Here is a 19,087-nt window from a genome sequence, read left to right on the forward strand (position 1 = left end):
TGAATGCCGGAGCCACTGACCTTATGTCCCCCACCCGCCTGTTTGTCCCCCTCGCCCTCTCCTTGCTGGCCGCGTGCGCCACGCAACCGAAACAGAACGTGACTGTGGAAAAACAAAGCGAATGCCCGGTGAAACTGCACAGCGGGCAAAACCTGATCCTGACCCTGCCAAGCAACCCGACCACAGGTTATCGCTGGGCGATCCAGGATTCGGCCGGTGGCGTATTGCGCGCGCTCAGCCCCGAGGTCTACAGCAACCCGGAAGATGCAGGGATCGTCGGCAGCGCCGGCCTCTCGACCTGGCGCTTCCAGTCCTTCGCCGCGGGCACGGGCCGTTTGCGCCTGACCTACTCACAGCCATGGGCACCGGAAGTACCGGCAGTGGAAACCTTCGACTGCGCAATCTCGGTTAACTGATCGTGGGCTGGCTGATTCTGGCGCTGATGGGTGCGGTGACGTTCCTCTACGGCGTCAGTGTGCATGCGGCGTTGCTCTGTCTGCTGGTCAAGCCGCTGCCGGTGTTGGCGCTGCTCGGATGGTTGCATGACGCACCGCCCAGCGAATATCGGCGCTGGATCAGCCTTGGATTGATTTTCTCTCTGGTCGGCGATGTGTTGCTGGCGTGGCCCGGGGACTTGTTTGTGTTCGGTCTCGGGGCATTTTTGGTCGCGCATCTGGCGTATCTGAAAGCCTATTTGAGCGATTGCCGGCGGTTGGCGTTGTTACCGCTGATCATCGCTTTGGGCGTCGGCGCGGTGTTGTTGGGGATCTTGATGTCCAATGGACTGGGTCCGTTGCTCATCCCGGTGATCGTCTACGGTCTGGCCATCAGCGCCATGCTTTGGCGGGCGCTGGCCCGGCTCGGCACTGACGTGCCCAAACGCTCGGCGCTGCTGGCGGCCGCAGGTGCGGTGGCGTTTGTGTTTTCGGACAGCGTGATTGGCATCAACCGGTTTGTCGTGCCGTTCGAGGCAGCGGCCTATGTGATCATCCTCAGTTACTGGCTAGGGCAATGGGGCATCACTGCATCGGCGTTCGGCGCAAAACCGCGCTGAACCCTTCGCGAGCAGGCTCGCTCCCACATTTGATTAGTGTTAAACGCACTTCTTGTGTCCGACGCAGAACTACTGTGGGAGCGAGCCTGCTCGCGAAAGCGGTCTCACTGAACACGCAAACCTCGGATCCTGCCCGGCGGTTTATCAGACAACCCGCGCATCCCCCCGTCAATTTGGCTAAAATGCCGGCCTTTTCCACCTACGCCGCTGGAACCGCCGTGAGCAAAGAACCCGATCGCCTTTTCGCCCAGCCTTTGGCCCAGGTGCCTGACTTCGCCTTTAACGAGGACGTGGTGCGGGTGTTCCCGGACATGATCAAGCGCTCGGTGCCGGGTTATCCGACTATCGTTGAAAACCTTGGCGTGCTCGCCGCGCAGTTCGCCCAGCCCAACAGCGTGCTCTACGACCTCGGCTCGTCCTTGGGCGCCGTGACTCAGGCGCTACGCCGACACGTACGCACCGATGGCTGCCGCGTCATCGCTGTGGATAACTCGGCGGCAATGGTTGAACGCTGCCGCGAATACCTCAACGGTCAAGACTCGATGTTCCAGGAGCTGCTGCCGGTGGAAGTGATCGAAGGCGACATCCTTGCCCTCGAATTCCAGCCAGCTTCGGTGGTGGCGCTGAACTTCACCCTGCAATTCATCGCCCCGGACCAGCGTACCGCGTTGCTGTCGCGCATCCGCCAGTCGCTGTTGCCCGGTGGCGCATTGATTCTGTCGGAGAAGCTGCGCTTCAACGACCTCGAAGAACACGCGCTGCTCACGGACTTGCATGTCGCGTTCAAGCGCGCCAACGGCTACAGCGAACTGGAAATCGCCCAGAAGCGCAGCGCCATCGAAAACGTCATGAAGCCCGACAGCCTCGAAGAACACCGCGAGCGCCTGCTGGCCGCCGGGTTCTCGAAAGTCGTGCCGTGGTTCCAGTGTCTTAACTTTGCCTCGTTGATTGCCTTGCCATGATTGATCTCTCTCCCCTCGCCCGCCGTCTGGCCGGCACACCGCTGGCCGACTGGGCGAACACCCTGCAGGCGCAACTCGACAAGAAAATGGAAAAGGGTCATGGCGACCTGGAGCGCTGGCAGAGTGCGCTGGACGCTTTGCCGAAGATTCAGCCGAGGGTCGTCGATTTACTGAATGGTCTGACGCTGGACACCGATTGCGACGACGAAACCCGTGCGCAAATGCGCACCGCGCTGATGGGCTTGTCGCCATGGCGCAAAGGGCCGTTCGATTTGTTTGGTGTGCATGTCGATACTGAATGGCGTTCGGACTGGAAGTGGTCGCGGGTTGCACCGCATCTGGATCTGAAGGGTAAACGCATCCTCGATGTCGGCTGCGGCAACGGCTATTACATGTGGCGCATGCTCGGTGCCGGGGCCGATAGCGTGATTGGTGTTGACCCGAACTGGCTGTTCTTCTGTCAGTTCCAGGCGGTGCAGCGTTACCTGTCCGAACCCAATGCCTGGCACCTGCCGTTCCCGTTCGAAGACCTGCCGCCGAACATGGAAGGCTTCGACACGGTGTTTTCCATGGGGGTGTTCTATCACCGCCGCTCGCCGATCGAGCATTTGCTGGCGCTGAAGGATTGCCTGGTCAAGGGCGGCGAATTGGTGCTGGAGACGTTGGTGATTGAAGGCGATCAGCAGCAGGTGCTGGTACCGGAAGACCGTTATGCGCAGATGCGTAACGTGTGGTTCCTGCCGTCAGTACCAGCGCTGGAGTTGTGGCTGCGTCGGGCCGGATTCACGGATGTTCGCTGTGTGGACGTGAGCGTGACGACGGTCGAGGAACAGCGCGGGACGCAGTGGATGAAGTATCAGTCGCTGAGCGATTTCCTTGATCCGCAAGATCACAGCAAGACGGTTGAAGGGCTGCCGGCACCGATGCGCGCCGTGATCGTCGCCCGCAAGTAACCCCCCAATCTCCCAGACACCAGAAAAACCTGTGGGAGTGAGCCTGCTCGCGATGAGGACCTTTCAGCCAACGAAGATGTTGGATGTCAGTCCGCTATCGCGAGCAGGCTCGCTCCCACATTAGTTCGGTGTTTAGTCTGCTGGTTTTGCTCTTCGGGCCTTGAAGAATTCACTTAGCACTGCCCCGCATTCCTCGGCCAACATCCCGCCTTCATAAAGCACCCGATGGTTGAGAAAGCCTTGGGTAAAAAACTGCCCCTGACTCTGCACAATTCCGGCCTTCGGCTCCAGCGCCCCATACACCACCCGCGCAATCCGCGAATGCACGATCAGCCCGGCGCACATGCTGCACGGCTCAAGCGTCACATACAGCGTGCTGCCGGGCAGACGATAGTTGCTGGCTGCCAACGCGGCAGCGCGGATCGCGACCATCTCGGCGTGAGCACTCGGGTCATTGCCACTGATCGGGCAGTTGAAACCCCGACCGATGATTTCACCGTCCTGAACCAGCACTGCGCCCACCGGCACTTCGCCCAGGGCCGCGCCTTGGGCGGCCAGGGTCAGGGCTTCGCGCATGAAGTCACAATCACGGCTACGGTCGATAATTGCTGTCGGGCGTATTTGACGCATCAGGCCACCTCGATAGCGGCCATCAGGCCGGTTTCCATGTGATCGATCACGTGACAGTGGAACATCCATACTCCTGGGTTATCCGCCACCAGCGCCACTTGAGCTCGCTCGTTCTTGCCCAGCAAGTAGGTGTCCGTGAAGTACGGAATAACCTTGTGCCGGTTCGACGCAATCACCTTGAAGCTCATGCCGTGCAGGTGAATCGGGTGTTGATACTGAGTCATGTTTTTCAATTCGAAAATGTAGCTCTTGCCCTTCTCGAGCTTGGCAATCGGGCGGTCGGCGCAGGTTTTGTCGGTGATGTCCCAGGCCTTGCCGTTGATCTGCCACAGGCTCGGCGGCTTGCCATTGTCGACGTTCACCGACACCGAGCCTACCCATTCGAAATTGAAGTTGAGTTTCTCGGCATTGGCCAGGTCCGGCTCGGCCACCGGGTTGGCGGGCAACGCAGGTGGCCATTCGGTCGGTGTATCGGTGTTCGCCACCGAACGGAACGTGCCCAGTCGTACCGGGCCATTGCGCAGGGACAGTTCTTCACCGGCCGGCGGGGCCTTGATCGCCAGACAAATGCGCATGCCCGGGCCGAGCCAGTATTCCTTGCCGAGTGGCCGCGGTTCGATGGGGTTGCCGTCCAGCGCATAGATCTGCGCTTCGACGCCAGGGATGTTGAGTCGGTAGGTCAGGGTGTTATCGAGGTTGAGCAGGCGCACCCGGGTGATCTGCCCGGCGGGCAACTCGATCACCGCTTGCGAGACACCGTTGATGGTCGACAGGCGCCCGGCCGTGCCACCACGGGCCGCTTCGCGAGGAATGCTGAACGCGACAAAAGCGCCCTCTTCATCGACATGCCAGCTCTTGAGGCTCAACGTCTTTTCGTACTTGAAGCCGGTAGGCTCGCGCTCTTCGATGATCAACGGGCCGACCAGCCCGCGACCGAGTTCTTCGCTGCTGTTCACATGCGGGTGATACCAGTAGCTGCCGGCGTCGGGCACGCGGAATTTGTAGTCGAAGTATTCGCCCGGCAGCACTGGAAGCTGCGAGACGTAGGGCACGCCGTCCATTTCCAGCGGCAGGCGAATGCCGTGCCAGTGAATGGTGGTGGCCACCGGCAGGTGGTTGATGAAACGTACCCGCAGCCATTCGCCCTGACGCACGCGCAACTCGGTGCCCGGTGCCGACGGGCCGAACGCCCAGGCTTCAGTCTTGTGCCCGGCCACCAGTTCAACGTCCAGCGGTGCGGCGATCAGCTCGTAGTCGTGGCCCTCGGCGGCGTCGGCCATCTTGCCCAACCAGTACCGCGACGCGCCCCCCGCTCCGACACCAACGACAACAAGACCGGCCAGGCCACCGAGGATTTGGCGACGGGTAAAGGACATGAACTCAACTACCTCACGTATCAGCGACAGGCATGGGGCCTGTAAAAGGCGAATACGATACACCTGCGGATGAGAAACAGTAAGGGCGACCGAGGGCCGCATATCACCTGTGGCGAGGGAGCTTCCTCTTGCTCGGCTGCGAAGCGCTGTTAATCAAGGAATTGCCCTACATCAATTCCCACCTTTCCCTACTTCTTTCCTGATTGATCCCCCGCAAAGTCCCCGCGCCTAATTTTCTGCGCGAGGGATTGTTCATGTTTGACCCGGTTTTTAACCCCGCCTCCTGTCGTTCGGTGCGTTGATGGAGCACGTCGCCCGTATCGAGCAGGAACTCGACAGTTTTCCAGGCACCCTTTCTCTTTATCGCGAACAGTTGAAGCACTGGTTCAGCCAAGCGGCGGACACGGCCAGCCGCGCCGCTGATCTGCCGTCGTTGATGGGCATGGAGCGGATCATCCGGTTCGGCAACTCCAGCACCGCTGTCAGCAGCGACGATGACGAGTTTTTATCCACCGTCGTGCAGTGCCCGAAAGGTGGATTGCTGGAAATCGAGAGCAAGTTTGAATCGGTTTATGACATCCCCGTGGGGAATATTCAGGTCGATGTGATTGCGCTTGAAAGCGGCGAAACGACGCTTGTTACGCTTGATGAAAATGGCAAAGGGACGTTCAAGGGGGACGAGGGCAAGTTCTACCGCATTCACGTCCACAACGAAGTCACACCGCAGCACGTTGAAGATCTTTTCTCTTCCTACAACGGCCTGACGAAGGAACTTGAGAAATGGCTGCGTGATGAATGGAAGACATTCAAGCCGAAGTGGCCGCAATCGTCTTCGGTTGCCGTAGGCAATGGATTGCTCGCGGGAAGTTGGGCGGCAATCGAGGGCGTGTGGGACGGCATCGGCCTGCTTTCGGACATCCTCAAGGATCCCGGGAAGTTTGGTGAGCGGTTGGGCGAGAGCGCCACAGCGCTGAAGAACCTCGCGGAAACCGCCCCCGATGTCATGGAAAAAGCCCAGCTGCTAGCCAGTGACGAAGCGGCGCTGTGCCTGCTGTTACGCACCGCCAGCCTCTGGTTGGACATGCTGCCGCCCGGCGAGATCGCCGGCAAAACCGCCGAAGCCGTGTCGACGATGGTGGTGCAACTGTTGATCGACATCCTGATTGGCATCGTTCTGACGTTCGCTGCAGCAGGGGCCGGTATCGCCTATTTGACGATGCGGCTGGCTAATCGAGCTGCGCAATTACTCAGCGCTGTCCTGCGCCTCGTCAAAGCGATTTTCACGATCATCAATGGCTTCATCAGCTACGTCGACCGCTATAAAAAAGTTGCCGCGAGGGGCATCGCGGCCGGTATGAAAAAAGGCCGGATGCAACTGCGCTGGGATGCCAAGCGCAATACCACGCTCAAGCAAAACGAACACCACGACAACGTCCCTGATCAGGCGAAAAACCCCAACGGCGACAGCGCCGATTCCGTTGATAAAACCGCGACCAATAAATGCCCGGTGTCGATGGTCACCGGCGAAGAACTGCTCACGCTGACCGACGGTGCGCTGGACGGCATCCTGCCGTTCGACTTCACCCGGCTCTATCGCACCAGCGCCGCCGAGATCGATATCGGCCTCGGGTTCGGCTGGAGTCACAGCCTCGCCCATCGCCTGGAAATCGACGGCGACACTGTCATCTGGATCGACCACGAAAACCGTCGCACCACTTTCCCGCTGCCAAACAGTGAACGCCCGGCGATCCACAACAGCCTGTCGCGGGCGGCGATTTATCTGGGCGATCAACCCGAAGAATTGATCCTCGCCCAGGCTGGCGACGATGCGCGCTTCTATCACTTTCAAAACGGCCGGCTGACCACCATCAGCGACGCTTACGACAACCGCCTGCGCATCACCCGCGACCGGCAAGACCGCATCAACCGCCTCGACAATGGCGCCGGCCGTGCCTTGCGCTTGCGCTATGACCGCAGCCATTTGGTCGCCGTCGACTATCAGGTTTTTGTCCCGGCCAAGACCCTCGACGAGGCTTGGCACACCGAGCAGACACTGGTTGCCTACCGCTACGACGCTTGTCATCGCTTGATCGAAGCGACCAATGCCGCCGGCGAAAGCGAGCGCTACGACTACGACGATCAGCACGTCATCCTGCAGCGGCAACTGACCGGTGGGGCGAGTTTCTTCTGGGAGTGGGAACGGTCCGGCAAGGCGGCCCGATGCATCCGACACTGGGCGTCGTTTGCGCAGATGGACGCGCGTTACGTCTGGGATGACGAGGGCAGTGTCACCGTCCAGAACATCGATGGCAGCGAAGAGGTTTACGTCCATGACGACCGGGCGCGACTGGTGCGCAAGGTCGAGCTGGACGGCGGCGAGCACCTCAAGGCCTACGACGACAACGGTCGGTTGCTTGCTGAGCAGGATCCGCTCGGTGCCGTCACCGAATACCGTTACGACGAGGTCGGACGGCTTATCGCGCTGATTCCGCCGGAAGAGGAGCCGACGGCCTACGAGTACCGCAACGGTTTCCTGCATGCGCGGTTTCGCGGCAAAGCCGTATGGAAATATCAGCGCAACGCCCAAGGCGACATCACCGAAGCGACCGATCCTGACGGCCATGTCAGCCACTATCACTACGACAAAAAAGGTCAGCTGCTGTCGATCCGCTACCCGGACACCAGTCGGCATGTGTTCGTCTGGAACGCCTTGGGGCAGTTGGTTGAGGAAACGCTGCCGGATGGTGGTGTGCGGCGGTTTTCCTACGATGCGATGGGGCGGCAGATTACCCGTCAGGACGAACACGGCGCCGTCACCCAGTACCAATGGGATGCCGTTGGCCGACTGATCCAGACCACGCTTCCTACAGGCGCCAGTCGCGCATTCAGCTACAACGCCTACGGCAAGATCACCGCCGAACGGGATGAACTGGGGCGCGTCACCCGTTACGAATACGTCGACGATCTGCACCTGGTCAGCCGCCGTATCAATCCCGACGGCACCCAACTGAAGTACCGCTACGACAACGCCCAGCTGTTGCTCACGGAAATCGAAAACGAATCCGGCGAAAAATATCTCCTGGATTACACGCCCAACGGCTTGATCCGACAGGAAACCGGATTCGACGGTCAACGCACGGCATACGCCTACGACCTCAATGGCCATCTGCTGGAGAAAACCGAGTTCGGTGAGGACGGCTCGCAACGGGTGACGGGTTATCAGCGGGACTCGGCCGGACGCCTGCTGGTCAAAACCCTGCCCGACGGCATCAAGGTTCAATACCGCTACGACAGCCTCGGCCGACTGGTCAGCGTCGACGACGGCCACGACCATCCGCTGGAGTTCGAGTACGACCAACAGGACCGCCTGATCACCGAACACCAAGGCTGGGGCACGCTGCGTTATGGCTACGACGCCTGCGGCCAGCTCAATCGCCTGCGCCTGCCGGACGGCAGCAAACTCGACTACCACCACGCCAAGGGCGGTGCGCTGACGGCCATCGACCTCAACGGCGCGCGGCTTACCAGTCACCAATTTGCCTTCGGTCGCGAACAGCAACGCCAGCAGGGGCAACTGCTCAGCGAATATGCCTACGACGATCAGGGGCGATTGAAGGCCCACGCTGTCAGTCAACAGCACCAAACACTGTATCGCCGCGACTATGCCTACAGCGCCAACGGCAATCTCGACAGCATCGCCGACACCCGTCACGGCCAACGCAATTACCAATACGACCCGCTCAACCGCCTGACCCGCGTTCGCCACACCCGTGACGACCCACCGGAAACCTTCGCCCACGACCCGGCGGGCAACCTGCTGATACAGGACCGCCCCGGCGCCGCGAAGGTGCTGGGTAATCGCCTGCTCATGCAAGGCGACCGCCACTACGACTACGACGCCTTCGGCAACCTCATCCGCGAGCGCCGCGGCACCGGGCAAAAACTGGTCACCGAATACCGCTACGACTGCCAGCACCGCTTGGTCGGCGTCACGACCCCGGACGGCCGCGGCGCCAGCTACCGCTACGACGCCTTCGGCCGCCGCATCGCCAAAACCATCGATGGAAAAACCACCGAGTTCTTCTGGCAAGGCGACAACCTCATCGCCGAAAGCAGCCGCGAGCATTACCGCAGCTACGTCTATGAGCCGGGCAGCTTCCGCCCACTGGCGATGCTCGACGGCAAAGGGCCGCGAAAGGCCTGCCCGTTCTACTACCAACTCGACCACCTCGGCACGCCGCAGGAACTGATCGATTTTGGTGGCGAGATTGTCTGGTCGGCGAAGTACAACGCCTACGGCAAAGTCACGCGCCTTGCATTCGGTGGGGGAGAGCAGCTCGAGCAACCGTTACGGTTTCAGGGGCAGTACTTCGACGCCGAGAGCGGCCTGCACTACAACCGGCATCGGTACTATGATCCGGAGGTGGGTCGGTACCTGACGCCGGATCCGGTCAAGTTGGCGGGCGGGCTGAACCAGTATCAGTACACGCCGAATCCGACGGGGTGGGTTGATCCGTTGGGGTTGACCGCGAATTGTCCGCCACCGAATAAGCCAGGGTGTAAGGCGCCGGATGATACGACTGGTGCTACGGTTGATGAGGGTGAGCCGCCGCGGCCTAACGCGCGCACTCACTTTCCTGAAGATCCAAACGAGCTTACAGAAGCGTTAGGGGTCCAGCCCAAAGTTTCAAAAACACAACATGGAAGTCAGAGAATGGCGTGGCGACCTAATTCCGACACAATTATTAGATTTGAAAGTCATCCTGGAGATGCCGGGAAATTTAATGCGAGACACCATGGTGAGCACTATCATTTGGAACTAAAACCCAGCCACTTAAGTTGGAGTCAGGCGGATAAGAAGAGGGCTGTAGTGAAAGTAAAGCCTGACGGATATAAACTCGGCCATGGAACTGGCTTCATTGCGGGCGAAAAACACCCGGGTACTTCAAAATGACAGAATTTCCAGTTTCAGACGGCACCATTGAAAAGATAACGTGTGAGCGTGAACGCATTTTTCTAGAGTTTTTGGATTGGCGGGAAGAGCGTTGGATAATCACTTTTGAAAATGTTCTAGGTTTCAAGTCTGTTGGCGCGGTAGGAGCGGAGGTCTCTGAGATGTTTGTGAGAGATGTCACTTCCTTGTCGCAGGAGTTGACTTTGATTGACCCTTCGGAAGCAGGACTTAATTACTGCTTTACTTGTGCTCGCGATTGCAATGTTATTCTGACAATAGTAGCTAGTGGATACACTGCTGAAAAATACTGAGCACATGAAATGGGTGGCAAGCCGAGTAAGCATCACTACCACGAGGAGAAGTGGATACTCCAGTTAAAGGAGAACGTTATGAACGTTGAAAATACCGTTGTTCGCGTCCCATTACTGAAGAAATAAGTATGAAAATAACCATAGATCTCGTGACTCTTGTCGCTAAAGAAGTTCTTGTCGGATTTTCAACCAGTGTCGGGTTCGCAACCACAGTTTGGCGTGCTGCCCCACCGAAAGTAGGTGATCAGTATGATGTCGAGTTAGAAGTCAATGATGAGTTTGTTTGGGGAGAGAACGCCTGTTCCTCGCTCAATAATGCTCACTCGATTGAAGTGGCGGATGGCATCGTAACTATGACGGGGACGTTAATATCAAATGATATGGAGGGCGGCGCAGTTGTTGATGTGGGTGGTTCAATAATACTTATTGACTTGATTGGCCGTACGGAGAATGACTCTGTGCTCGTGGATTTAAAGGTTAAAAATATAAATGTTTTTCCGACAGGTATCTGAAACGATCCATCAATTTTTATTTGTTGTTGCGTAAAAATGGTTGGGGAGGTCAATGGCTACTTAGAATGCGGGGAGAGGTGAAATTATGCTGGCGAATTGTACTGAAAAAATTTGGTGCTCTTTGGTTAAGATAGCCCTACGTCGCTGGCAGCGAAATTTCTGGGCAAGGTCGTCGGAAGTTTCCTTCAACCTGCGGCGGTTTCCGTGAACTGGCATGAAATGTTTTCCATCGATAGTCTTTGGTGGTCACTGAAAGCTCAGTGGCAGGGTGTAGGAACCCTTCAAAGTCGTTGGAAATGTATTAGCGTCGAAGCTTGGTTTGCGGCCGTTGACGTGCGTCCGTAAGATCAGTTGCGGCGGTTATGCGCGGGCACGCTTCGGCGTGGTCGAGTTTTCCAAAGGCCTCGATATTCCTACCCCGCGCATAGCTGCCACCCTAGCCTGTAGGAAGGCTGATGGCAGTTCCTATTTGTTGCCTTTGGAACTTGAAAAATGAAAACACTTCACCCCGATCCACCCTACGTAAAACCAACTCCTCACCCCCAAAGCCGCTTCATGGCGCTCACCAGCAATTGCGACGACATGCCAACCCTGTTCGTCGACACCCAAGCGCCGCTGGACGTTTTGTATGACGCTGCCAACTACCGAATTCGTGCCGTCACCCAGGTGATGGAGAACTTGTCCATGCGTGGTTCGATCGAGTGTCAGTCCTTCCTTCTCAGTGATTTTGCTTTGCTCTGTGCCATTCCGTTGCGGGATGGGTGTGATGTGCTGGATGTATTAGGGCGACGATTGAAGGCTCGGCCTTCGGAGTAGCGCCGGGCGGCTTTTGTGGCGAAGGAGCTTGCTCCCTCGCCACAGGGTTATGTTTACGCTTGGAGGCCAGTGATCAGATGCACCACCCCGTCATCCAGCCCCATGATTCCCGGCACACCTGCCCTATTTAAAGCCTGCCGATCCATCCGCCCCACATCCCGCAACTCCACCCGAATCCGGGTCAGCGCCACCGGCTGCTGCGACTTCAGGTTATCCACACCGCCCAGCGCGGCCACAATATCCGGGGCCAGACCAGAAACAGGCTGAGCAACCACTTTCGGCTCATCCACGATCAGGTCCGGAGTCAACGCTTTCCAGAACGCCCGCTGCATTTTCTCGAACATGCTCAGTTCTCCAGTACCAGTGAAGTATCGACCGTCGCCTCGTGATACAGCCGCAACGCCTCGCGCACTTGCTCGGCGCTTTCCAGACCCAGCACTTGCTGGGCAATGGCCTGGCAGTCCAGCAGATCCACTTCGCGTACCGCCGCTTTGATCGCCGGAATCAACGGCACGCTCACCGACAGTTCATCCACCCCAAGTCCCAGCAACAACGGCACCGCCAGCGTCTCCGAAGCCATGGCGCCACACACACCGACCCATTTGCCATGGGCGTGGGCGGCCTTCACGGTGCAGGCAATCAAACGCAGCACCGACGGATGAAAACTGTCGGCCTGACTGGCCAGACGCGGGTGATCGCGGTCCATGGCCAGGGTGTATTGGGTCAGGTCGTTGGTGCCGATCGAGAAGAAATCCACTTCGGGCGCAAACAGGTCGGCCATCAGTGCCGCTGCCGGCACTTCGATCATGATCCCCAGTTTCGGCCGTTCAGTGAGGCCCAATGCCAGCGCCTCCTCCTCAAGCAGCTGCCGGGCCAGGCGCAACTCCGACAGCTGCGCGACCATGGGCAACATGATGTGCAGACGGGCCAGCCCGGCGCTGCTCAGGATCGCCTTGAACTGATCGCGCAACAGCTGCGGGCGCTCCAGGCACAAACGAATTCCGCGCATACCGAGGAACGGGTTGGTTTCGCTGTCCATCGGCACGTAGGCCAACGGCTTGTCGCCGCCGACATCCAAAGTCCGCACCACCAGATTGCGCGCCGGCCCCAGGGCGCGGGCGATGGCGCTGTAGGTGGATGCCTGTTCGTCATGGCTCGGCGCATGATTGCGATCCAGATAAAGAAACTCCGAACGCAGCAAGCCGACGCCCTCGCCTCCCAGTGCCACGGCCTGCTCCGCTTCAGCCAGCGAGGCGATATTGGCCGTGACTTCAAAGTGGTGTCCATCGCGGGTACACGCCGCCAGCGCAGCGTGCGCCAACTCATGTTGATGGCGCTTCTGCTGGCGCTGACGATTGGCTTGCAGCTGCTCGATGGCCGCCAGATCCGGGTCCAGATGCAGCTCGCCCTTGTCGGCGTCGAGCAACACTTGAGTGCCGTTGGCCAGCCCCAGCACCTGAATGGGCAACCCGCAGATCGCCGGCAAACCGGACGCCCGAGCGAGGATCGCGACGTGGCTGGTAGCGCCGCCACCGACCGTGGCGAAACCCAGTACCTTGCGGGTATCGAGCCCGGCGGTCTGTGACGGCGTCAGTTGTTCGGCGATCAGGATCGCCCCTTCAGGCAGCTCCATCACCTGATCCTGTACGCCGAGAATCAGCTTGAGCACTCGCTGGCCGACATCGGCCAGATCCGCCGCCCGCTCCTCCAGCAAGGCATTGCCCAGGCTTTTGAACAAGGTTGCCGCCGACTCGGTGGCCGCACGCCAGGCGAACCCGGCGCTTTTGCCTTCGTCGATCAGCACGTGAGCCACTTCCAACAAACCCGGGTCTTCGAGCAGTTCCTGGTGAGCCTTGAAGATGTCTGCCTGCGCGCTGCCAACGGCGTTGTCACGCAATTGTTGCAGGGCCAGCAACGCCTCGGCCAAGCCGCGGGACAGATGATCGCGTTCAACCTGTGGTGTGGCGCCCAGTTCATTCACTTCCAGGTGTTGTTCGGCTATCTGCATTACTTGGCCAAACGCCGACCCGGCCGATGCGCAAACCCCACGCAACACCGTCAGCGATGAGGCCTCAATCGCCTTCGCCTCAACCTGCGCCGAGGCCGCCACCGCTTCACCGCATCCAGTCACCAGCAATTCGGCCAGCGTCTTGATCGCCGCTTCAGCATCCGGGCCGGCCGCGCTGACTTGCACAACGTCACCGTGAGCCGTCTGCAACGCCATGATTGCCACCAGGGATTTCGCGTTCGCACTCGCCTGCTGTTTATGCAGGTAAATGCTCGCCGAAAAACCTTTCGCCGCCTGAGCGAATACCGCTGCCGGTCGGGCGTGCAAGCCATTCGGGTTGGCCAGTGTCACCGGTTTGGAAAACAGTGCTTCGCCCTCTTCCGGCACTGGCTCATCCGTTGCCTGCTCGATGGGCTTCAAACTCAGTAGCGGCTGGCCACTGTCTACCAAACCCGTTTCCGGTGTCAGCCAAGTGAACGGCTCACCGCTGACCACCAGCATCAACGTCAGCAGGCTGCGGGCATTCAACGCAACAAAATCGGCATCGAATTCGATCAGTGCCTGCCCCACCTCAACCTGCTGGCCTTCCTCCACCAACCGCGTGAACCCCTTCCCGGCCAGGTTCACCGTGTCGAGGCCAATGTGCATCAACACCTGCACACCATTTTCGTCGGTGATGCTGACTGCATGCCCACTGGCCTGCACATTGCTGACAACCCCTGCCAGCGGCGCGCACAACGTCGTTGAAGTCGGATCGATGCACAGGCCATCGCCGATCACGCGGCTGGAAAACACCGGATCGGGCACAAGGTCCAGTGGCATCAATACGCCGGACAGGGGCGCGTGCAGTTGCAATTGTTGGGGTGTGGCCATGACGTCACCTGCTGTTTTGTTCTTTGAAGTGCCGATGGAGCGCGAGGCTCCGACAGCATCGCTTATTTCCACCAGTACTCGACCTGCAATCCGACATTCGAACCGTGCCGCGCCGTGCCGAAGGCGCCGGTGTCGGACAATGCCGACCCCTGCGCCATTTCATTGGCCGCCCGTTTGGCCGCCTCGTTCCAGCTCGCATAGGTGTAATACAGACGCACCTCGGGCCGTGCCCAGAACTCTGGACCTTTGGGCGACCAGGTCGGGGCGAAGGTGAACTTGCTCAGCTTGCGCGTGCCGCCCGTGGCCTCGACCTGATCGTGACCCAGTTCGGTCACCAGTTTGAACTGCTCGGTGAGCGCATAGGTCGGGCGAACACCCAGGGAAATCCAGTTCTGATCACTGCCGTCCGTGCGAATGTCTTTCTGGTAAACCGCCTCGATCTGCCCGCCAAATCGCGGCGTCACTTGCCAGTCGAAGAACTCCACCACCCGGTAACTTTTGTTGCTGTCGTCCAGCTTCACGTTACCGGTATAACCCAACCCGGTGCCGGGACCTTCGCCGTACTGGAAAGCCAGTTTGTTCTTGCCGCCCAAAAAGCCTTTCTGTACATGCTGGGTGGTGATCGCCCAGCCACGGTGAGCGTCGCGGCTGTCGGGTTTGTCGATGTAGCTCAGCCCGAACTCCAACGCACCACCGGGGTTGGTGTTGAAGCCGGCGACGTTGAAGTCGTGACGGTTGATGTAGTCCTTCTGGTACAGGTTGTCCTTGCGCGAGAAGGCGTAGCTGTATTTCAGATCGCCGATCAGCACGTCCTCGATACCGCCGCCGGTGGCGCTCTGGTTCCAGTAGTAGAAGTCGGAAATGTGAATATCGTTCCGTTTGTAGTAACGCCGGCCAGCCCACAGCGAACCGCCGTTGAGGCTTGGCATGTTCGACCACTGCGCGTATGCCTGCGGCAGGCGCACCGAGCCGTTGTCACCGTTGAAGGTCAGGTCCTTGTCGTACTGGTTGTACAACGAAGCCATGCCGTCGACGCTCAGCACCGAACCGTCATCCAGGGTGTACAGATCCTGGCGCAACTCAAGTTCAGCGTACTGCTCGCATTCGTTGCCCAACCGATATTTGGTCTGCGCACCCGGCAGCTGGAAGCACTGCTGTTTATCGCTGTTGACCGAGGTGCCGACGCCGCTACGCAAGTAACCGGCGAACTCCAGCGCCTGGGCCGAAAGAGGCAAAGTCAGGCACATGCCCGCCACTACAAGGCTGCGATTTATTGTTATTTTCAAGAGCTACCCCATTATTTTTATTGTGTGCAGCGGCAAAATCGGCGCGCAAAACTCCCCCGCGCAGCGTTCTGCGTGTTTTTTGAAGTCAGTGTTTTTTTGCGGTCGGTCAGTCGGTCATATGCAGCACGAACGATTCATAAGGCCGTAAGAGGACCTGGCTATTTCGCGTCGGACAGTCCGGGTAATTACTGATGACCAGACGTTGGGCCATGGTTTCGCTGATCACTTCATCCGGCAGGTCGACTTCGCACGGTGTGCCGTAGAAGTTGTTCAGCACCAGCAACCGTTCGCGGTTGCCTTCGCGCACGTACGCCCAGATTTGCGTGTGCTCGGGCAACAATTGCCGGTAAACGCCGTCGGACATCAGGGCCTCAGTGCGACGCAAGGCGATCAACTGACGGTAGTGATGCAGCACCGAATCCGGGTCATCGAGCTGAGCGGCAACGTTGATCTGCCCGGCGTTCGCCGGCACCCCGATCCACGGCTCGACAGCGCTGAAACCGGCGTTGGGCTCGGCATTCCAGTGCATCGGCGTACGGCCGTTATCCCGGGACTTCTGCATGATCGCCGCCATGTTGTCGGCATCACTCGCACCCGCCTCGCGCTTGAGCCGGAAGATGTTCAGCGTCTCGACATCGCGGTACTGATCGATGTGATCGAAGCCCGGATTGGTCATGCCCAGTTCCTCGCCCTGGTACACGAACGGCGTGCCCTGGAGGAAGTGCAGCGCCGTGCCGAGCATCTTCGCCGAGAGCACCCGGTATTCGCCGTCATGACCAAAACGCGAGACCACCCGTGGCTGGTCATGGTTACACCAGAACAGCGCATTCCAGCCACCGCCGGCCTGCATGCCGGTTTGCCAATCGGAGAGGATGCGCTTGAGTTCGAGGAAATCGAAATCGGCACGAATCCACTTCTGCAGGTTCGGGTAGTCGACCTTCAGGTGATGGAAGTTGAAGGTCATCGACAGTTCTTTCGACTCTGGTCGCGAGTAGCGGATGCAGTGTTCCAGGCTGGTGGAGGACATCTCGCCGACGTTGATCAGGTCATGGCCTTCGAACACTTCGCGGTGCATTTGCTGCAAGTATTCGTGGACGTTCGGGCCATCGGTGTAGAAACGTCGCCCGTCGGTGTTGTCCTCGGGGAAGTCCGCCGGTTTGGAGATCAGGTTGATGACGTCCAGACGGAACCCGCCTACGCCCTTGTCGCGCCAGAAACGCATCATCTTGAAGACTTCGGCACGCACCTTGGGGTTATCCCAGTTCAGGTCGGCCTGAGTGTGATCGAACAGGTGCAGGAAATACTGACCGGTCTGGGCTTCATACTCCCAGGCCGAACCACCGAACTTGGATTCCCAGTTGTTCGGCTGGTCGCGCCAGATATAGAAATCCCGGTACGGGTTGTCGAGACTGCTGCGGGCCTGCTGGAACCAGGTGTGCTCGATGGACGTGTGGTTGACCACGATATCGAGCATCAACTTGATCCCGCGCTTGCCGGCCTCGGCGATCAGCAACTCGCAATCGGCCATGGTCCCGTAACTCGGGTCGATGGCGTAGTAGTCGCTGATGTCGTAGCCGTTGTCGCGCTGGGGCGAACGCAGGAACGGCGTGATCCATAGGCAATCGACACCCAGCCAGTGCAGGTAATCGAGCTTGGCCACAACGCCCAGCAAATCACCCGTGGGGTTGCCGGCGTGGCTGTGAAAACTCTTCGGGTAGATCTGGTAGATCACCGAACGTTGCCAGTCTTGCATGGCGGGATTCCTTCAGTAAGTTTTGTAGCGGCCCTTAGGGCCTCATCGCGAGCAGGCTCGCTCCCACAGTTGATTGCATTCCCATGTGGGAGCGAGCCTGCTCGCGATAGCGATCTGTCAGGCAACCCGATACCCAGGCCGAACAATCTTCATGCTCAACCCACAGGTCAGAACAAACGGCACCACCATGGCAATGACCATCCCGATCACGAACATCGGAATGAACTGCGGAATGATCGAGATAAAACCGGGCAAGCCACCGACGCCGATCGCCGAGGCCTGGACCTTGTTCAGCGACAGGAAAATGCAGCCCAAAGCGGAGCCGATCAGGGCTGAATAGAACGGAAATTTGTAGCGCAGGTTGACCCCGAACATGGCCGGTTCGGTGATGCCGAAGTAAGCGGAAATCGCCGAGGTCGAGGCCATGCTTTTATCCCGCACGTTGCGGGTCATGTAGAACACCGCCAGTGCTGCGCTGCCCTGGGCCAGATTGGACATGACGATCATCGGCCAGATGAAGGTGCCGCCCTGGGTGGAGATCAGCTGCAAGTCGACCGCGAGGAACATGTGGTGCATGCCGGTGATCACCAGCGGCGCGTAGAGCAAACCGAAAATCGCCCCGCCGACCATTGGCGCCAGGTCAAACAGCATGACCACGCCTTCGGTGATGAGAATCCCCAGATGCCGGGTCACCGGGCCGATCACCGCCAGCGCCAGGACGCCGGTCACAACGATGGTAGTGATCGGCACCACCAGCAATTGCACCGCGTTTGGCACCCGCGCCCGCAACCATTTCTCGATGACGCTCATCACATAGGCCGCCAGCAGGATCGGCAGGATCTGCCCTTGGTAACCGACCTTCTCGATCTGGAACAAGCCAAGGATGTCGAAGTACGGCAGGCTTTGCCCGTCCAGCCCGGCCACCGCTTTGCCGTAATTCCAGGCATTGAGCAGATCGGGGTGAACGAGCATCAGGCCGAGCACGATGCCGAGGATTTCGCTGCCGCCAAACCGTTTGGCCGCCGACCAGCCCACCAGCGCCGGCAGGAACACAAACGAGGTATTGGCCATGAGGTTGATCAGGCTCCAGAGCCCGTCAAGCTTCGGATAGGCGTCCAGCAGGGTCTTGCCCTCGATGAACATGCCCTTGGCGCCGATCAGGTTGTTGATGCCCATCAACAGGCCGGCAATGATCAACGCCGGGAGGATTGGCATGAAGACGTCGGAAAACACCCGCACCAGACGCTGCATCGCGTTGATCTTGTCGGCGCTTTTCTGTTTAACGTCGGCGATGGTTGAAGCCGCAAGACCGGTTTGACGGCGCAGTTCGGCGTAGACCTTTTCCACTTCGCCGGGGCCGATGACCACCTGGAACAGGCCGCCGGTAAAGAACGAACCCTTGACCAGGTCGATCTGGTTCAGCGTGGCGCTGTTGACCAGGCTCGGGTCCTTGAGGGCCAGGCGCAGGCGGGTGACGCAGTGCGCGGCCTGCTCGAGGTTGTCGCTGCCACCGAGGCTTTGCAGCAGCTCGCTGGCGATATTCGGATAGTCGTGGCTCATGCTTGTTCTTCCACTGTAGTTTTTTGTTATTGGCAGCAC

15 protein-coding genes are annotated in these 19,087 nt (G+C 59.2%); 8 read left to right on the plus strand and 7 right to left on the minus strand.

Annotated elements, in window-relative coordinates; all coding sequences use genetic code 11:
* The first annotated feature begins 23 nt into the window (after positions 1 to 23).
* The 4 genes from JFU47_RS11895 (at position 24) to cmoB (ending at position 2,969) form a co-directional block, all read left to right on the plus strand.
* On the plus strand, positions 24 to 416 hold the full coding sequence (locus JFU47_RS11895) for a protease inhibitor I42 family protein (RefSeq protein ID WP_201183111.1): 393 nt from the start codon (positions 24 to 26) through the stop codon (positions 414 to 416).
* 2 nt (positions 417 to 418) lie between these two features.
* On the plus strand, positions 419 to 1,054 hold the full coding sequence (locus JFU47_RS11900; protein ID WP_201183113.1) for a lysoplasmalogenase family protein: 636 nt from the start codon (positions 419 to 421) through the stop codon (positions 1,052 to 1,054).
* 182 nt (positions 1,055 to 1,236) lie between these two features.
* A complete protein-coding gene (cmoA, locus tag JFU47_RS11905; RefSeq protein ID WP_154501569.1) occupies positions 1,237 to 2,016 on the plus strand; it encodes a carboxy-S-adenosyl-L-methionine synthase CmoA in 780 nt (259 codons plus the stop codon).
* On the plus strand, positions 2,013 to 2,969 hold the full coding sequence (gene cmoB / locus JFU47_RS11910) for a tRNA 5-methoxyuridine(34)/uridine 5-oxyacetic acid(34) synthase CmoB (RefSeq protein WP_201183115.1): 957 nt from the start codon (positions 2,013 to 2,015) through the stop codon (positions 2,967 to 2,969). The genes cmoA and cmoB overlap by 4 nt, the downstream gene beginning before the upstream one ends.
* A gap of 132 nt (positions 2,970 to 3,101) precedes the next feature.
* Here cmoB and tadA read toward each other — a convergent pair whose 3' ends face one another.
* Both tadA and JFU47_RS11920 read right to left on the minus strand, forming a co-directional pair.
* Positions 3,102 to 3,599, minus strand: coding sequence for a tRNA adenosine(34) deaminase TadA (gene tadA / locus JFU47_RS11915; RefSeq protein WP_201183117.1), 498 nt, complete (start codon positions 3,597 to 3,599; stop codon positions 3,102 to 3,104).
* Positions 3,599 to 4,975 carry a multicopper oxidase family protein gene (locus JFU47_RS11920; protein WP_201183119.1) on the minus strand — a complete coding sequence of 459 codons (1,377 nt, stop codon included), beginning with the start codon at positions 4,973 to 4,975 and terminating at the stop codon, positions 3,599 to 3,601. Before JFU47_RS11920 ends, tadA begins: the two co-directional genes overlap by 1 nt.
* Before the next feature lie 301 nt (positions 4,976 to 5,276).
* Here JFU47_RS11920 and JFU47_RS11925 point away from each other — a divergent pair, with 301 nt between their 5' ends.
* The 4 genes from JFU47_RS11925 to JFU47_RS11940 all read left to right on the plus strand — a co-directional run bounded on the left by JFU47_RS11925 (position 5,277) and on the right by JFU47_RS11940 (position 11,568).
* Complete coding sequence (locus JFU47_RS11925) at positions 5,277 to 9,929, plus strand: RHS repeat-associated core domain-containing protein (protein WP_201183135.1); 4,653 nt, start codon at positions 5,277 to 5,279, stop codon at positions 9,927 to 9,929.
* Positions 9,926 to 10,240 (plus strand): hypothetical protein, encoded by a 315-nt coding sequence (locus JFU47_RS11930; protein ID WP_201183137.1) that lies wholly within the window; start codon positions 9,926 to 9,928, stop codon positions 10,238 to 10,240. Before JFU47_RS11925 ends, JFU47_RS11930 begins: the two co-directional genes overlap by 4 nt.
* A gap of 128 nt (positions 10,241 to 10,368) precedes the next feature.
* Positions 10,369 to 10,752 (plus strand): hypothetical protein, encoded by a 384-nt coding sequence (locus JFU47_RS11935; RefSeq protein WP_201183139.1) that lies wholly within the window; start codon positions 10,369 to 10,371, stop codon positions 10,750 to 10,752.
* Positions 10,753 to 11,244: 492 nt separating this feature from the next.
* Positions 11,245 to 11,568: a hypothetical protein gene (locus tag JFU47_RS11940; RefSeq protein ID WP_201183141.1), complete on the plus strand. Its 324-nt coding sequence runs from the start codon at positions 11,245 to 11,247 to the stop codon at positions 11,566 to 11,568.
* Positions 11,569 to 11,621: 53 nt separating this feature from the next.
* Here JFU47_RS11940 and JFU47_RS11945 read toward each other — a convergent pair whose 3' ends face one another.
* From JFU47_RS11945 to treP, 5 genes are all read right to left on the minus strand, one after another.
* Entirely contained in the window at positions 11,622 to 11,912 is a 291-nt protein-coding gene (locus JFU47_RS11945; protein WP_201183143.1) for a PTS transporter subunit EIIB, read from the minus strand.
* Positions 11,913 to 11,914: 2 nt separating this feature from the next.
* Positions 11,915 to 14,449, minus strand: coding sequence for a phosphoenolpyruvate--protein phosphotransferase (gene ptsP, locus JFU47_RS11950; protein ID WP_201183145.1), 2,535 nt, complete (start codon positions 14,447 to 14,449; stop codon positions 11,915 to 11,917).
* Positions 14,450 to 14,511: 62 nt separating this feature from the next.
* The gene (locus JFU47_RS11955; protein ID WP_201183147.1) at positions 14,512 to 15,735 is read right to left on the minus strand and encodes a maltoporin; all 1,224 of its coding nucleotides are present in this window, start codon (positions 15,733 to 15,735) and stop codon (positions 14,512 to 14,514) included.
* A 106-nt stretch (positions 15,736 to 15,841) separates the two neighbouring features.
* Positions 15,842 to 17,488 carry an alpha,alpha-phosphotrehalase gene (treC, locus tag JFU47_RS11960; RefSeq protein ID WP_201183149.1) on the minus strand — a complete coding sequence of 549 codons (1,647 nt, stop codon included), beginning with the start codon at positions 17,486 to 17,488 and terminating at the stop codon, positions 15,842 to 15,844.
* Positions 17,489 to 17,605: 117 nt separating this feature from the next.
* Entirely contained in the window at positions 17,606 to 19,048 is a 1,443-nt protein-coding gene (gene treP / locus JFU47_RS11965) for a PTS system trehalose-specific EIIBC component (RefSeq protein ID WP_140683999.1), read from the minus strand.
* Positions 19,049 to 19,087: the final 39 nt, after the last annotated feature.

Source organism: Pseudomonas sp. TH39(2020), assembly GCF_016650715.1.
Taxonomy (GTDB): Bacteria; Pseudomonadota; Gammaproteobacteria; order Pseudomonadales; family Pseudomonadaceae; genus Aquipseudomonas; species Aquipseudomonas mandelii_C.

What these genes read in the sequence shown, in the direction of transcription:
- cmoB (WP_201183115.1), top strand. Translation starts at nt 2,013, where the DNA reads ATGATTGATCTCTCTCCCCTCGCCCGCCGTCTGGCCGGCACACCGCTG.
- JFU47_RS11935 (WP_201183139.1), top strand. Translation starts at nt 10,369, where the DNA reads ATGAAAATAACCATAGATCTCGTGACTCTTGTCGCTAAAGAAGTTCTT.
- JFU47_RS11920 (WP_201183119.1), bottom strand. Translation starts at nt 4,975, where the DNA reads ATGTCCTTTACCCGTCGCCAAATCCTCGGTGGCCTGGCCGGTCTTGTT.
- cmoA (WP_154501569.1), top strand. Translation starts at nt 1,237, where the DNA reads ATGCCGGCCTTTTCCACCTACGCCGCTGGAACCGCCGTGAGCAAAGAA.
- treP (WP_140683999.1), bottom strand. Translation starts at nt 19,048, where the DNA reads ATGAGCCACGACTATCCGAATATCGCCAGCGAGCTGCTGCAAAGCCTC.
- JFU47_RS11925 (WP_201183135.1), top strand. Translation starts at nt 5,277, where the DNA reads ATGGAGCACGTCGCCCGTATCGAGCAGGAACTCGACAGTTTTCCAGGC.
- tadA (WP_201183117.1), bottom strand. Translation starts at nt 3,599, where the DNA reads ATGCGTCAAATACGCCCGACAGCAATTATCGACCGTAGCCGTGATTGT.
- JFU47_RS11945 (WP_201183143.1), bottom strand. Translation starts at nt 11,912, where the DNA reads ATGTTCGAGAAAATGCAGCGGGCGTTCTGGAAAGCGTTGACTCCGGAC.
- JFU47_RS11895 (WP_201183111.1), top strand. Translation starts at nt 24, where the DNA reads ATGTCCCCCACCCGCCTGTTTGTCCCCCTCGCCCTCTCCTTGCTGGCC.
- JFU47_RS11940 (WP_201183141.1), top strand. Translation starts at nt 11,245, where the DNA reads ATGAAAACACTTCACCCCGATCCACCCTACGTAAAACCAACTCCTCAC.
- treC (WP_201183149.1), bottom strand. Translation starts at nt 17,488, where the DNA reads ATGCAAGACTGGCAACGTTCGGTGATCTACCAGATCTACCCGAAGAGT.
- ptsP (WP_201183145.1), bottom strand. Translation starts at nt 14,449, where the DNA reads ATGGCCACACCCCAACAATTGCAACTGCACGCGCCCCTGTCCGGCGTA.
- JFU47_RS11930 (WP_201183137.1), top strand. Translation starts at nt 9,926, where the DNA reads ATGACAGAATTTCCAGTTTCAGACGGCACCATTGAAAAGATAACGTGT.